Genomic DNA, 12,328 nt, shown 5'->3' with positions numbered 1-12,328 from the left:
GTCAGTTCACCTGCAGGAGCAGCTTGTTGATCGTCTTGATCGCCTCTGGAGCGCGCAGGCCCGGGTTGGCGGCGAACAGGTTCTGCGGCAGGATCTCGAACTGGTCGTCCTTGATCGCCGACAGGTTGTTCCAGGCCGGATTCGACTCGAACTGCTTTTTGAACGCCGACTTGACTTCTGCGGCGTCGCCATGGGCGATGAGCAGGATCAGGTCCGGGTTGGCCGCGACGATGCGCTCCATGCTGAGCTCGGCGTATTGCGGCATCGTGTCCATTTTCGGGAACTTGGACGCTACGTTCTCGCCGCCCGCCAGCTCCAGGAAGCTGCCCGGGTAGCTCGTCGGCAGAGCGACGACGAAGCTGCCAGGAGCGCCGTACACGATCAGCGTCTTCGGCTTGGTCGCCGGCTTCTTCAGGCTGCTCACCGTGCGGTCCATGTTGGCTGCGATTTCCTCGGCCTTTGTCTCCTTGCCGAGCAGCTTGCCGTACAGGCGCAGGGAGGACTTGATCTGATCATAGGAGTTGTGCGAGTTGAGCAGCACTTGCGCGCCGAGCTTCTCGATCGTCGCCTTCTGGCTGGCAAGAGACGGGCTCGCGATGACCAGATCCGGCTTGACGGATGCCAGCTTCTCGAACAGGATGCCGTGCGTGCTGCCGACTTCGACCGCCGATGCGGCTTCCGGCGGATTGACCGCGCCCATCGCCGTCGGACGGCCGACAACCGTGCCGCCGAGCGCGTAGATCATCTCGGTGTCGGACGAGGAAAGCGTGACGATGCGCTGCGGACGCTTGTTCAGCGTGAACGGTCCGGTGCTCGTCGTCAGCGTCAGCTTGCTCGAAATCGCGACCGTGCGGCTCGATTGCGACCAGGTGACCCACTTTCCGAACGCTTCCGTGATGAGGCGCAGCGGAACGAACGTCCTGCCGTTCTGGATGACCGGAGCGGCCTCCAGCTTCGTGGCTTTGCCGTTTATGTATGCCGTCGCAGAGCTTGCCGTCAGCTTGACGGTATCGCTTCCGCTCGTCGCCGTCACCGTGCGCGTCGAGCTGTTCCAGGTTGCCTTGCCGCCGAGCGACTGGACGATCGAGCTGTAAGGCACGAGCGTGCGACCAGCGGTTACGATCGGCTGCGCGTCGAGCGACAGCTTTTTGCCGTCGAGCGTCACCTGGATCGGCGCGGCAGCGGCGCGCGCCGTCGACGGCACGCCGGAAGCCGAGACGAGAATAAGTGCTGCCGCGGAAGCGGCGAGAAGCGATTTGGTGCTGCGGAACATGAAAGAAACCTCCCCGGTTGGATTAAGAATGAGAATCAGTATCATTTACTGAATCTATAATACTGATAACGATTCTCATTGTCAACGGGGTCCGACCATCTTTTTCCGCGCCATGGTAAAATGGAGAAATCGACCCGAAGGAGATGAACATCGACTATGACTTTCTCAGCTACGCCCGCCTCCATCCCGTCCGTCTACCTCGCCGGATTCGAGGTGTTCCGACCCGACGCGGCCGATACCGGCCGCGCGATGAAGGTGCTCTGCGCCGAATACGGCTTCCGCGGCATCTTTCCGCTCGACAAGGACATCCGTCCATTGCCCGACCGGCTGGACACCGCTCGCGCCATCTTCGAAGGCAACGTGCGGCTCGTCCGCCAGGCCGACTTCGTAATCGCCAATCTGAACGCGTTTCGCGGCGCCGAGCCGGATGCCGGCACCGTCTTCGAGTGCGGGCTCGCCTATGCGCTCGGCAAGCCGCTCTACGCTCATCTGGCCGATGCGCGGGACCAGGCCGAGCGTCTCGCGGCCGAGATCGATCCGGCTACCGGCCTGCATCGGGACGGGATGAACGTCGAGAACTTCGGCCTGCCGGTGAACCTGATGCTCGCCATCCCCGCCACCGTCGTCGAGGGTGGACTGGAGGACGCGCTGCGTCGCGCCTCCGCTGATCTGGCCGCCGGCGTGTTAAGCTTCGGTTAAACCCGACGAGTCGGGCAGACAAGCCGCTGCGCGAGGCTTATAATGGCAGGGAAGCGCCAGCGGCAGCTACGGATGCCGGTGTATGGCGCACCCGAGCCTGGCGCGACCGAGCCTGATGCGGCCGAGCCTGGCTCGACCGAGTCTGGCGCGGACGAGCCCTGGCGCGGCTGTTCGGCCGATGCGGCCGGCAGCCGGCGGCTTGGGCCGACCCTGCTTGCCGTATCCCATTTGAGAACCCGAAAGGATGGTCAAGATGAATTCCTCCCTCCAGCCGCTCGTCATTGGACATCGCGGCGCCGCAGGTGAAGCGCCTGAGAACACGCTCGCCAGCTTCCGGCTCGCCGCAGAGCAAGGCGCGCAGATGGTCGAGCTCGACGTCCATCTGTCCGCCGACGGACAGTTGATCGTCTGCCATGACGATACGCTCGATCGAACGACGGATGGCGCAGGCGCGATTCGCGACCAGACGGCAGAAGAAATCCGACGCGCCGACGCCGGAGCCTGGTTCGGTCCGGCATTCGCCGGCGAGCGCGTGCCGCTGCTGAGCGAAGTCTACGAGCTGCTGCCGTTGACGGTAGAGATCAACGTCGAGGTGAAAGACGCGGCCGGAGAGCAACTCGACGCCAAGCTGCTCGACTTTCTCCGTCAAGGAACGAACCTGTTCCGCACCGTCGTCTCCTCGTTCGACCACAAGCTGCTCGTCCGTCTCAAAGCTGCCGAGCCGGAGCTGCGCATCGGGCTGCTCTATGCCGCCGATCTGTATCATCATGCCTCCTACGCAGCTCTGCTCGAGACCGAGGTATGGTCGCTCCATCCGCATCACGGGCTGATCGGCCGCGAGGACGCCGAGGACGCGAAGGCGGCCGGCATTGCCGTCTACCCTTACACCGCCAATCGGCCCGAGGAATGGGAACGGCTGGCCGCGATCGGCGTCTCCGGCATCATCACCGATTATCCCGGCCGGCTGAACGACTGGCTGGCCCAGCGGGCCGGACGCTAAAGGCCCGGCGGGCGGGACGCTAAAGGCCCGGCGGGCGGGACGCTAAAGGCTCGTCAGGCGGACCGCTATTAGTCCGGCGGGCGGACCGCTATTGGTCCGTCACTCTCAGTCGCCGTCGAGCCTACGCCCTGCCTGCGGCTTGATGGCCGATCCGTGCATCCCCTTGCGGATGCCCCGGCTCACTGAATCTCGACACGATCCGAATTACGGCCTAGGCAGCATAAGACAGCTGATCGTACTCAACTGAATCCGGCTTCTCGAACTTGAGACACCTCAATCGGCCAACGCACGCTTAGGCGGAGCGAACCGGCTGAACGGCGTGTCTCTTTTTCTTGCCGGCAGCTTGAGGCGGCACATCGAGCCCGATCGCGTTTCGCGTTTTTTGTTCTTCTTGGTTTTCCTTGTCCGCTCCCCCCGGCCGCCCCGAAGTTCGACATCTTCGCGGCTAACGACTCCTGAAATCGTAAGAAGTCCCCTACGCGGCGTTGTGAAAATCTAACGACTCTCACGAATCTTAGCGAACGAAAAATAGCATTTTTTCGATAGAGAAACGCAATATCCTCAACGCTAAGCACTTGAGGCGTCGTTAGGTTTTTGAATCCACGACTAAAAGGCGTCTAAGCGTCTGACGAATCGTTAGCTTTCCAGCTGCAAAGAACGAAGCGGTGGTGCTGGGATAGCTGGGGCTGCCGGGGCTGCTGGGGCTGCTGGGGCTGCTGGGGCTGCTGGGGCTGCTGGGGCTGCTGGGGTTGCTGGGGTTGCTGGGGTTGCTGGGGTTGCTGGGGTTGCTGGGGTTGCTGGGGCTGCCGGGGTTGCCGGGGTTGCCGGATGTACCGGGGGCGGGGCTACTCTACCTGTCGGGGTTCGGGGGTTGCATCTAGCAAAGGTCCAAGCAGGGAGCGGAGGGGACGGAAACCTCTTGGAGAAGCGGCAGCGGTTCCCTTGAAGGCCGGATTCCTTCCGTTTCGGAAAGGGAGATCAGAGGAATCTGGGCTTCAGCGGAATCGGAAAGAGGTTCCGTCCCCGGAGCGGGGCAACTCTTGACCCACGGCCCCACAGATTCCACAGGCTCCCCGGGCTTCCCGAATTCCCCGCTCCCTAGGCTCCCAGACTCCAAGCTCCCCGATCCCGAGGCTCCCCAAGCCCTCCCTGCGCTCAAGGGAACGCCAAAAAGCGCCTCCCGCTCCGGAATTCCGAAACGGTCAAGGCGCATGCAGCAGCCGACGCTACAAAAAAGCTAGGCGTTCAAATCCGGACGGCGGCCCGTCACGAGGTAAACGACGCTTTCCCCGATATTGGTCGCATGGTCGGCCAGACGCTCGATATAGCGGCCGACGAAGCTGAGCAGCATCGACTGGTTGATCGTGCGCGGGTCCTGCACCATGAGCGTATACAGCTCGCGGATGATCTGCGAGTACAGCGCGTCGACGGCATCGTCGTCCTTGGCCATCTTGTAGGCGAGATCGACATTCTCCTGCACGAACGACTGGATCGACTCGAAAATCATCGTCTGCACGATCTCGGCCATGCGCGGCAGGTCGATCAGCGGCTTGATGAGCTGCTGCCCCTCGAGGCGCAGCACGACCTTGGCGATGTCGACCGACAGATCGCCCATCCGCTCCAGGTCGCCGGAGATGCGGAACGCGACGAGCACGCGCCTCAAATCCTTGGCGACCGGCTGCTGCGTGGCGATCAGCTTGGAGCCGAGCTCCGTAATGCGCTCCTCCAGCCGGTTCAGCTCCGGGTCGCGGCGGATGATCGCGGACGCCGCCTCGGTGTCGACGCTCATCAGCGCCTGCATCGATCCCGCGAGCGCCGACTCCACATGCTCGCCCATTTCCTGCAGCATCTTGTCGAGCTGCTCCAGTCCCTCGTCCAGTTCCTTGCGTTTGATCATGACGGTCTCTTCTCTCCCTCTCGCCGGCGCTTCAGCCGAAGCGTCCTGTAATGTAGTCTTCCGTGCGCGCGTCGCTCGGGTTGGAGAACAGCTTCTCCGTCTCGTCGGCCTCGACAAGCTCTCCGTTGAGGAAAAACACGGTACGGTCGGATACGCGCGCCGCCTGGTGCATGTTGTGCGTCACCATGACGATCGTGTACTCCTTCTTGAGCTCGCGCACCAGCTCCTCGATCTTGAGCGTCGAGATCGGGTCGAGCGCGGACGTCGCCTCGTCCATGAGCAGCACCTCGGGCTCGACGGCGAGCGCGCGGGCGATGCACAGCCGCTGCTGCTGGCCGCCGGACAGGCTGAGCGCCGACTTGCCGAGCAGATCCTTCACTTCCTCCCACAGCGAGGCGCCGCGCAGGCTGCGCTCCACGATCTCGTTCAAGGTCGCCTTGTCGCGGATGCCGTGCAGCCGCGGGCCGTACGCGACATTGTCGAAGATCGACTTCGGAAAGGGATTCGGCTGCTGGAACACCATGCCGACCCGCTTGCGGAGGGACTCGACGTCCGTTTCCGCACCGTAGATGTCCTCGCCGTCCAGCTTGACGCTGCCGTCGATCTTGACGCCGGCGACGAGATCGTTCATGCGGTTGAGCGTGCGCAGGAACGTCGACTTGCCGCAGCCCGACGGGCCGATAAAGGCGGTGATGGTCTTTTCGGGAATGTCCAGCTCGATGTTCTTGAGCGCGTGGAACTCGCTGTAATGCAGGTTGAGCCGGTCAATCTCCATGATCGATGTCGTCATAACGTTCCCCTTCTCCCATGCGTCGATAGTCGGATTGCCGCCGCGACGGCCTCTCCCGGCCGAGCGCGGCTTGCCTTTCGGATCAGCCGAAGCGGCCCGAGATGTAGTCGTCGGTCTGCTTCTTCTCCGGATTGGTGAAAATGACGTTCGTCTCGTTGTGCTCGATCAGATTGCCCATGTAGAAGAACGCCGTCTTGTCGGACACGCGGGCCGCCTGGCCCATGTTGTGCGTCACGATGACGATGCAGTACTCCTGCTTGAGCTCAGAGATGAGCTCCTCGATCTTGGACGTCGACACCGGGTCGAGCGCGGAGGCCGGCTCGTCCATGAGCAGGATTTCCGGCTGCACCGACAGCGCGCGGGCGATGCACAGCCGCTGCTGCTGGCCGCCGGACAGCGCGAGCGCCGACTGGTTCAGCCGGTCCTTCGTCTCGTCCCACAGCGCCGTGCGGCGCAGGCAGGACTCGACGATCTCGTCCAGCTCGCGCTTGTTGCGCACGCCGTGATAGCGCGGACCGAAGGCGACGTTTTCATAGATCGACTTGTAGAACGGATTCGGCTTTTGCCACACCATGCCGATCCGCTGGCGCAGCGAGACGACATCGGTGCCCGGCGCGTTGATGTCCTCGCCGTCCAGCCAGATGCTTCCTTTGGCGCTCGCGCCGGCGATCGTGTCGTTCATCCGGTTGAGGCTCCGCAGGAACGTGGACTTGCCGCACCCGGACGGGCCGATGAGCGCCGTCACGCTGCCTCTCGCGAAGCTCAGGTCGACTTTTTTGACCGCTTCCTTCTCTCCGTAAAAGATGCTCAGCTGCTCGGCGGCCAGCGCCGCGCTGCCTCCCGGCCGCGTGCTCGCGCCGATTGCGCTCGAGGGAGCTGCGATTGCCATCTTGGGGTCCTCCTCGTAGTCGGGTTTAGCGGGATGCCGTCAGCTTGCGGTACAAGAAGCGGCCAAGCCAGCGGGAGCCCAGATTGAACAGCAGCACCGTCAGGATGAGCACGGCGGAAGCGCCGGCCGCGATCTGCGCGGCGTCCGGAGCGATGCCTTCGCTGTTGATTTTCCAGATGTGCACGGCGAGCGTCTCGGCCGGACGAAGCGGATTGAGCGGCGACACCGGACTGAACGGATTCCAGTCGGTGAAGTCCAGCCGCGGCGAGCTCATGCCGGCGGTGAACAGCAGCGCGGCGGCTTCGCCGAAGACGCGGCCTGCGGCCAGGATCGTGCCGGTCAGGATCGTCGGCAGCGCGACCGGCAGCATGATCTTGACGATCGTTTTCCAACGCGTCAGGCCGAGGGCGAGTCCCGCCTCCTTCTGCTCGCGCGGCACGCCGCGGATGCCCTGCTCGGTGATGCGCACCATGAGCGGCAGGTTGAATACGGTCAGCGCGAGCGCGCCGGCCAGCAGCGAGAACTTGAGGCCGAAGTAGTTGACGAACACCAGCAGGCCGAACAGGCCGACGACGATCGAAGGGAACGAGGAGAGCACCTCGACGACGAGCCGGATGAAGTCGGTGAACCGGCCCGGACGGGCGTACTCCGCCATGTAGATGCCGGCGCCGATGCCGAGAGGCACGGTGATGATCATCGTCAGCACGAGCAGGAACAGCGAGTTGAACAGCTGCGGCCCGATGCCGCCTCCGACCTTGAACGTCTGCGGCGGCGACGTCAGGAAGCCGAAGCTGATATGGCTGAGGCCGCGGTACAGAATGAATCCGATCAGCCCCGCCAGGATGAGGATGATGAGGAAGGCGAAGAAGTAGAAGACAGCCGTCGCTACGCGGTCGGCGGTTTTGTTGGACATTCTCATCGCAGGCTTCTCCTTTCCAGCACGCGCACGATCGCGACGAAGACGAATGTCATGACGAGCAGCACGAGCGCGAGGCTCCACAGCACGTTGTTCTGGACTTGGCCCATGATCGTGTTGCCCATGCTGAGCGTGATGACGCTCGTCAGCGTGGACGCCGATTCGAACAGCGAGCTCGGAATATGCGGAGCGTTGCCGATGACCATCTGCACGGCGAGCGCCTCGCCGAAAGCGCGCGCGATGCCGAGCACGACGCCCGTCAGCATGGACGGGATGACGGCCGGCAGGATGCTGCGCGAGATCGTCTGCCAGCGCGTCGCGCCGAGCGCGTAGCTGCCTTCCTTGAGGCCGCGCGGCAGGTTGCTCATCGCATCGGTCGCGATCGTCGTGATCGTCGGCAGGATCATGATCGAGAGCACGACCGCGCCTGCGGCGAGGCCGAGGCCCTGCCCGGGGAAGATCGCGCGGAAGAACGGCACGATAACGGTCAGGCCGACAAAGCCGTACACGACCGACGGGATGCCGGCGAGCAGCTCGATGACCGGCTGCATGACCCTTTTGCCGAACTTCGGCATCAGCTCGGTCATGAAGATCGCCGCGCAGAAGGCGAGCGGAGCCGAGATGCAGGCAGCCAGAATCGAGGTGACGAACGAGCCGGTGATGAACGGCAGCGCGCCGAACGACTGCGGCTCGCCGTCAGGCGCCCATTTCGTGCCGAACAGGAATTCCTTCAGGCTGACGCCGTTGACGAAGAAGGTCGACAGCCCCTTGGACGCAACGAAATAAACGATCGAAAAAATCGTGACGATGAGCACGGCGACGCAGATGAGCGTATACGTCTTGCCGAACCATTCTCCGCCGGAGCGCGATTTGCGGCGCGCGGTCGGACGAGGCGGCGTTCCGCCGGAAGGGGCGGCGGATGCCGGAGACGCCTCGGCGCGCGGCTCGGACGAAGCCTCGGCCCTCGAAGTCGGCTCTGCGCCCTCGGAGCCTGGCCGGGCAGGGTCTAAGGTTGCTTTCATGAATTGATCTCTCCTTACGCCGAATACTCTTGGCATGGCGCAAAGCCAAGAGGGGGCATGGGATGCCTCCTTCTTGGCCTGCCGCTGCGCCATGAAACGCAGCTGGTGATGACGGTGTTATTTTTTCGTGATCGTGCCGGCTTCATCGCGCGTCACTTGCATGTCGTTGATGGAAATGTAGCCCAGATCGGTTACGTCCGTCTTTTGGATGTCGTCGCTGACCATGTAGTCGAGGAACGCTTTGACGACTTCGTTCGGCTCGCCCTTCGTGTACATGTGCTGGTAGGCCCAGATCGGATACGCGCCGGTTTTGACGTTGTCCGGAGTCGCTTCGACGCCGTCGAGCTTGAGCGTCTTCACCGAATCGTCGAGGTAGGAGAGCGCCAGGTAGCCGATCGCTCCCGGCGTTTCGCCGACGAGCTTTTTGACCGTGCCGGAGGAATCCTCTTGGATGTTGCCCGGGAGATCTTCGGATTTCGTGCCGAGTCCGTACTTTTCAAACGTCTTGCGCGTGCCGGAGCTCGATGGACGGTTGACGATGACGATCTTCTCGTCGGCACCGCCGACTTCTTTCCAGTTCGTCACTTTGCCGGTGAAGATGTCGACCAGCTGCTGCTTCGACAGGTCGTCGATGGCGATATTCTTGTTGACGACGGTCGCCATGGCGACGACGGCGACTTGATGGTCGATGAGCTCCTTGCCTTTGTCCGCGTCGGCATCCGTGAACTTCTCGCCGGCGAAGATGTCCGAGTTGCCGATGTCGGCTTGTCCTTCCGATACTTGCGTCAGGCCAGTGCCGCTGCCGCCGCCTTGAACCTGCACCGTGACTCCGCTATATTCCGATTCGGCCATGAATTTCTGGGATACTTGCTCAACCAGCGGCTGCATCGCCGTGGAGCCTGCCGCGAGGATCGAGCCGCTCAGGCTTGCGCCCTCCGCTCCTCCGCTGTTCGCGTCGTTCTTGCTTCCGCAGGCAGCCAGCGTCAAGGCAAGCACCGTCGTCATCAGGACCAGCATCGTCTTTTTCATCTTGTTTTTGTTTCCCCTTCCGAAGATCCGAGTTTTGATCTGCCTTACGAGATTCATTGTACGAGCCGGTTGTTAATGCCGTATGTTCGCTTTGTAAAGGTAATTGTAAAATTGCATTTATTTTATCTATAATAAAGCAAGCATATTCACATAAAATATCTATACTTCATGGCGAAAGGGAAGATCCATCATGACAATCGTTAAATGGAGGCTGCTCGTCCTGCTGGACAAGCATAAGAAGGTGACTCCCGCCGCCCGCGAGCTCGGCCTCAAGCAGCCTACGGCAACCTTTCATATGAAGAAGATGGAGGAGGAATGGGGGACGGAGCTGTTCGAGTCGAAAACCGGCCGCATCCTGCTGACCGATGCCGGCAAGGCGCTGCTCCGCTTCGCGCGCGAGATCATCCGGCTGCACGAGGAAGCGCGGCTGGAGATGCGGCTGCTCGCGGCAGCGGGAGAGCGGCTGGCGGTGTGGATCGACGCGCCTTGCCGCGAGCAGGCCGCCGCGCTTGCCGCCTCGTTGCTCGAGCCGTTCGGACGCGCGATCGACTTCACCGCCGAGCGGCGGCTGGAGGAGCCTGATCTGATCGTATCCGAGCGGGCCGAGCCGCCTTCGGTAGCGGGCAGCGTCTACTGGCAGGCCGAGCTGAAGCTGGCGGTATCCGCCTCTCATCCCGCTTATGCGGGAGCGTCGGCCGATTCTCTGCTCGCCTCGCAATCGCCGTGGATCGCTCCGCCTGCCGGCACGGAGCTGCGCCGGCTATGCCTCGAGTGGAGCGAATCCCGCCGCGGCGCTCTCCGGGAAACGTACACATCCGCCGATCTCGGCACGGCCCGGACGCTCGCGGCGCAAGGCCTCGGTTTTGCTATCGTGCCCGACTTCAGCCGGCATCATCCGGCGGCGGCGGCCAGCGGCGCGGCCGGACTGCGGCTGATCCCGCTTCCCGGAGCCCCTTCCTACGGCCTCGAGCTCGCACCCGGACCGCTGCTCGCGCGCAAGGACGAGCCGATGCTGCTCGCTCTGTTCGCCGACACGAGGCGCGGCGGCTGACTCCCTCCTGCGGATTCCCATTCGAAGCGATGAAGCATTCGTTCCGAAAAAACACAAGACGGGATGGAGCGTCTGCTCCATCCCGTCTTGTGTTTGGCCGGAAATGCCGCCCTTCCCGCTAGGGAACGGCCGATGAACCTGAAGCTTGCCGGCGTCACGCTGCTTCTATTAGTAGAATTCGTCCATGCCGCCGATCGTATCCTTCACCCGATCGAGCGCTTCCGTCGCTTTAGACCGCCTGGCCGCGATCCGGCATCAGACGTTGAAGCCGTTCCAATGGGTGATCTCGTCGACATGCAGCCGGACGGTTGGATGGCCGGGCTGAGCCGCCTTGCCGAGCGCGATCAGCATGACGTTGGCGTAGCGGTCGGAAATCTGCAGCAGCTCGCGGAACTGGTCGACGTTGTAGCCGGCCATCGGCACGGTGTCGAGGCCGCGGGCGCGGGCGGCCAGCATGAGCTGCTGGGAGACGAGGCCGCCGTCGATCAGAGCGGACTGGAGCGCGCGCTCCTGCGGCAGGGAGCCGTAGAAGCGGTTCATGTTCTCGACCAGCTTGGCGGCCGTCTCCTCGTTCATATAGCCGGCCTCGACCGCTTTGCCGTAGATGCGGGGAGCTTCCGTATACGCCTGGAGATCGACGAGCACGGCGATGACGGCCGAAGCGGCGACGACCTGCTCCTGGTTGAAGGCGATCGGAAGCAGCTTCTGCTTGAGCTCCGAGTCGGTGATGACGATGAAGCGCCACGGCTGCATGTTGCTTCCGGAAGGGGCGAGCGTCGCCGTCGTCAGAAGCTCCTTGATCTCTTCGTCCGTCAGCTTGAAGTCCGGATCATACTTGCGGACCGATCTTCTGCTTTTGATCACCTCATGGAAATCTGCGGCCGGCAGGCTCGCTTGTGGATTCGTCGTCGACATGTCTCCCACTCCTTGAACTGTTATGATAATAACCACAGTATAGGGAGGGGATTAATCCCTGTCAATAGGTCGGAATAAACTCCCGTGCTTAGCCGCCGCTGCTTGAGCTCTCAGGTCGGCAAGAAAAAACCGTCCCTTGGTTTCCAAGGGACGGCGGGATGAATCGATCAAGCGTCCAGCCCATGCTCTTCGCGGATTTTGTACAGGCCGGTGATGAGCGGGTCGGCCGTATCGCGATTCAGCAGATGCAGCGCGAGCAAGTAGTGGAACGGCATCGCGACGACGTTGTTGCCCTCGCGGATCGACGGGAAGCCGGCCTCGACGACCGGACCGTGGTCCGGATGGATGTCGATGTCGACATGGACCGGCTCGTCCTCGAACTCGGCGCGGCACATCTTGGCGCAATGCGGAACGATGATCTGGTCGAACAGGTATTTCGCTTCCTCTTCGTTTTGCGGCGGCGGCGGCAGCAGGCGGCTGCGCTCGCCGCGCAGGATGTCCACGAAGAACGACGACATCCAAAGAGCCGGATCCTCGTTCTTTTGGAAATTGTGCACGAGCTCGTTCATGAAGAAGCCTACGGAATGGGGATTCTTATTGGCATCGAGCAGCCGGTAGGTGAACAGCGGCCCGTACATCGGGTGATTCACCACTTGTCCGTCTACTTCGTATTCGTCCTGATAGAAGCTTCTGAGCGCGAGCTCGCCGTGCTGATAAAGCGCAGCGATCATCTGCTGCAGCTCCTCCTCGGTCAGCTGAGGCTGTCCCGGCGTCGCCGCTTCGGCTCCTTGTCCTGGCTGGAGCTCGTCGGTATTTTGATTAGTCGTCATGAACGCATCCTCCTCAT

The 12,328-nt window shown here is 62.6% G+C and carries 12 protein-coding genes; 3 read left to right on the top strand and 9 right to left on the bottom strand.

Going from position 1 to position 12,328, the window contains the following annotated elements:
• Nucleotide 1 precedes the first annotated feature (1 nt).
• Nucleotides 2-1,273, bottom strand: coding sequence for an ABC transporter substrate-binding protein (locus NYE40_RS08795; RefSeq protein WP_052333003.1), 1,272 nt, complete (start codon nucleotides 1,271-1,273; stop codon nucleotides 2-4).
• A gap of 156 nt (nucleotides 1,274-1,429) precedes the next feature.
• Here NYE40_RS08795 and NYE40_RS08790 point away from each other — a divergent pair, with 156 nt between their 5' ends.
• Both NYE40_RS08790 and NYE40_RS08785 read left to right on the top strand, forming a co-directional pair.
• The gene (locus NYE40_RS08790; protein ID WP_205621414.1) at nucleotides 1,430-1,972 is read left to right on the top strand and encodes a nucleoside 2-deoxyribosyltransferase; all 543 of its coding nucleotides are present in this window, start codon (nucleotides 1,430-1,432) and stop codon (nucleotides 1,970-1,972) included.
• A gap of 253 nt (nucleotides 1,973-2,225) precedes the next feature.
• Nucleotides 2,226-2,972, top strand: a complete 747-nt coding sequence (locus NYE40_RS08785; protein WP_028597809.1) for a glycerophosphodiester phosphodiesterase — start codon at nucleotides 2,226-2,228, stop codon at nucleotides 2,970-2,972.
• A gap of 1,237 nt (nucleotides 2,973-4,209) precedes the next feature.
• Here the strand turns inward: NYE40_RS08785 and phoU are convergent.
• The 6 genes from phoU to NYE40_RS08755 all read right to left on the bottom strand — a co-directional run bounded on the left by phoU (nucleotide 4,210) and on the right by NYE40_RS08755 (nucleotide 9,515).
• Nucleotides 4,210-4,869 (bottom strand): phosphate signaling complex protein PhoU, encoded by a 660-nt coding sequence (phoU, locus tag NYE40_RS08780; RefSeq protein WP_028597808.1) that lies wholly within the window; start codon nucleotides 4,867-4,869, stop codon nucleotides 4,210-4,212.
• 31 nt (nucleotides 4,870-4,900) lie between these two features.
• The gene (gene pstB / locus NYE40_RS08775) at nucleotides 4,901-5,659 is read right to left on the bottom strand and encodes a phosphate ABC transporter ATP-binding protein PstB (RefSeq protein ID WP_028597807.1); all 759 of its coding nucleotides are present in this window, start codon (nucleotides 5,657-5,659) and stop codon (nucleotides 4,901-4,903) included.
• A gap of 82 nt (nucleotides 5,660-5,741) precedes the next feature.
• The gene (pstB, locus tag NYE40_RS08770) at nucleotides 5,742-6,548 is read right to left on the bottom strand and encodes a phosphate ABC transporter ATP-binding protein PstB (protein WP_084136705.1); all 807 of its coding nucleotides are present in this window, start codon (nucleotides 6,546-6,548) and stop codon (nucleotides 5,742-5,744) included.
• A gap of 25 nt (nucleotides 6,549-6,573) precedes the next feature.
• A complete protein-coding gene (gene pstA, locus NYE40_RS08765) occupies nucleotides 6,574-7,461 on the bottom strand; it encodes a phosphate ABC transporter permease PstA (RefSeq protein WP_028597805.1) in 888 nt (295 codons plus the stop codon).
• Between the two features lie 2 nt (nucleotides 7,462-7,463).
• On the bottom strand, nucleotides 7,464-8,486 hold the full coding sequence (gene pstC / locus NYE40_RS08760) for a phosphate ABC transporter permease subunit PstC (protein ID WP_084136702.1): 1,023 nt from the start codon (nucleotides 8,484-8,486) through the stop codon (nucleotides 7,464-7,466).
• Nucleotides 8,487-8,603: 117 nt separating this feature from the next.
• Nucleotides 8,604-9,515: a phosphate ABC transporter substrate-binding protein PstS family protein gene (locus NYE40_RS08755; protein WP_153783253.1), complete on the bottom strand. Its 912-nt coding sequence runs from the start codon at nucleotides 9,513-9,515 to the stop codon at nucleotides 8,604-8,606.
• Nucleotides 9,516-9,705: 190 nt separating this feature from the next.
• On the opposite strand from NYE40_RS08755, the gene NYE40_RS08750 reads away from it, so the two are divergent.
• Complete coding sequence (locus NYE40_RS08750) at nucleotides 9,706-10,566, top strand: LysR family transcriptional regulator (protein ID WP_339279797.1); 861 nt, start codon at nucleotides 9,706-9,708, stop codon at nucleotides 10,564-10,566.
• A 255-nt stretch (nucleotides 10,567-10,821) separates the two neighbouring features.
• Here NYE40_RS08750 and NYE40_RS08745 read toward each other — a convergent pair whose 3' ends face one another.
• Complete coding sequence (locus tag NYE40_RS08745; protein ID WP_101808899.1) at nucleotides 10,822-11,481, bottom strand: nitroreductase family protein; 660 nt, start codon at nucleotides 11,479-11,481, stop codon at nucleotides 10,822-10,824.
• Nucleotides 11,482-11,648: 167 nt separating this feature from the next.
• Complete coding sequence (locus tag NYE40_RS08740; protein ID WP_028597800.1) at nucleotides 11,649-12,311, bottom strand: hypothetical protein; 663 nt, start codon at nucleotides 12,309-12,311, stop codon at nucleotides 11,649-11,651.
• Between the last annotated feature and the right edge of the window lie 17 nt (nucleotides 12,312-12,328).

This window comes from Paenibacillus sp. FSL W8-1187 (assembly GCF_037965485.1).
Lineage (GTDB): Bacteria > Bacillota > Bacilli > Paenibacillales > Paenibacillaceae > Paenibacillus_O > Paenibacillus_O pasadenensis.
The sequence above is the reverse complement of the archived record's forward strand: the minus strand, read 5'-3'. Positions and strand labels throughout refer to the sequence as shown.

What these genes read in the sequence shown, in the direction of transcription:
- pstC (WP_084136702.1), bottom strand. Translation starts at nt 8,486, where the DNA reads ATGAAAGCAACCTTAGACCCTGCCCGGCCAGGCTCCGAGGGCGCAGAG.
- NYE40_RS08745 (WP_101808899.1), bottom strand. Translation starts at nt 11,481, where the DNA reads ATGTCGACGACGAATCCACAAGCGAGCCTGCCGGCCGCAGATTTCCAT.
- NYE40_RS08750 (WP_339279797.1), top strand. Translation starts at nt 9,706, where the DNA reads ATGACAATCGTTAAATGGAGGCTGCTCGTCCTGCTGGACAAGCATAAG.
- pstA (WP_028597805.1), bottom strand. Translation starts at nt 7,461, where the DNA reads ATGTCCAACAAAACCGCCGACCGCGTAGCGACGGCTGTCTTCTACTTC.
- NYE40_RS08790 (WP_205621414.1), top strand. Translation starts at nt 1,430, where the DNA reads ATGACTTTCTCAGCTACGCCCGCCTCCATCCCGTCCGTCTACCTCGCC.
- NYE40_RS08795 (WP_052333003.1), bottom strand. Translation starts at nt 1,273, where the DNA reads ATGTTCCGCAGCACCAAATCGCTTCTCGCCGCTTCCGCGGCAGCACTT.
- pstB (WP_084136705.1), bottom strand. Translation starts at nt 6,548, where the DNA reads ATGGCAATCGCAGCTCCCTCGAGCGCAATCGGCGCGAGCACGCGGCCG.
- NYE40_RS08740 (WP_028597800.1), bottom strand. Translation starts at nt 12,311, where the DNA reads ATGACGACTAATCAAAATACCGACGAGCTCCAGCCAGGACAAGGAGCC.
- NYE40_RS08785 (WP_028597809.1), top strand. Translation starts at nt 2,226, where the DNA reads ATGAATTCCTCCCTCCAGCCGCTCGTCATTGGACATCGCGGCGCCGCA.
- NYE40_RS08755 (WP_153783253.1), bottom strand. Translation starts at nt 9,515, where the DNA reads ATGAAAAAGACGATGCTGGTCCTGATGACGACGGTGCTTGCCTTGACG.
- phoU (WP_028597808.1), bottom strand. Translation starts at nt 4,869, where the DNA reads ATGATCAAACGCAAGGAACTGGACGAGGGACTGGAGCAGCTCGACAAG.
- pstB (WP_028597807.1), bottom strand. Translation starts at nt 5,659, where the DNA reads ATGACGACATCGATCATGGAGATTGACCGGCTCAACCTGCATTACAGC.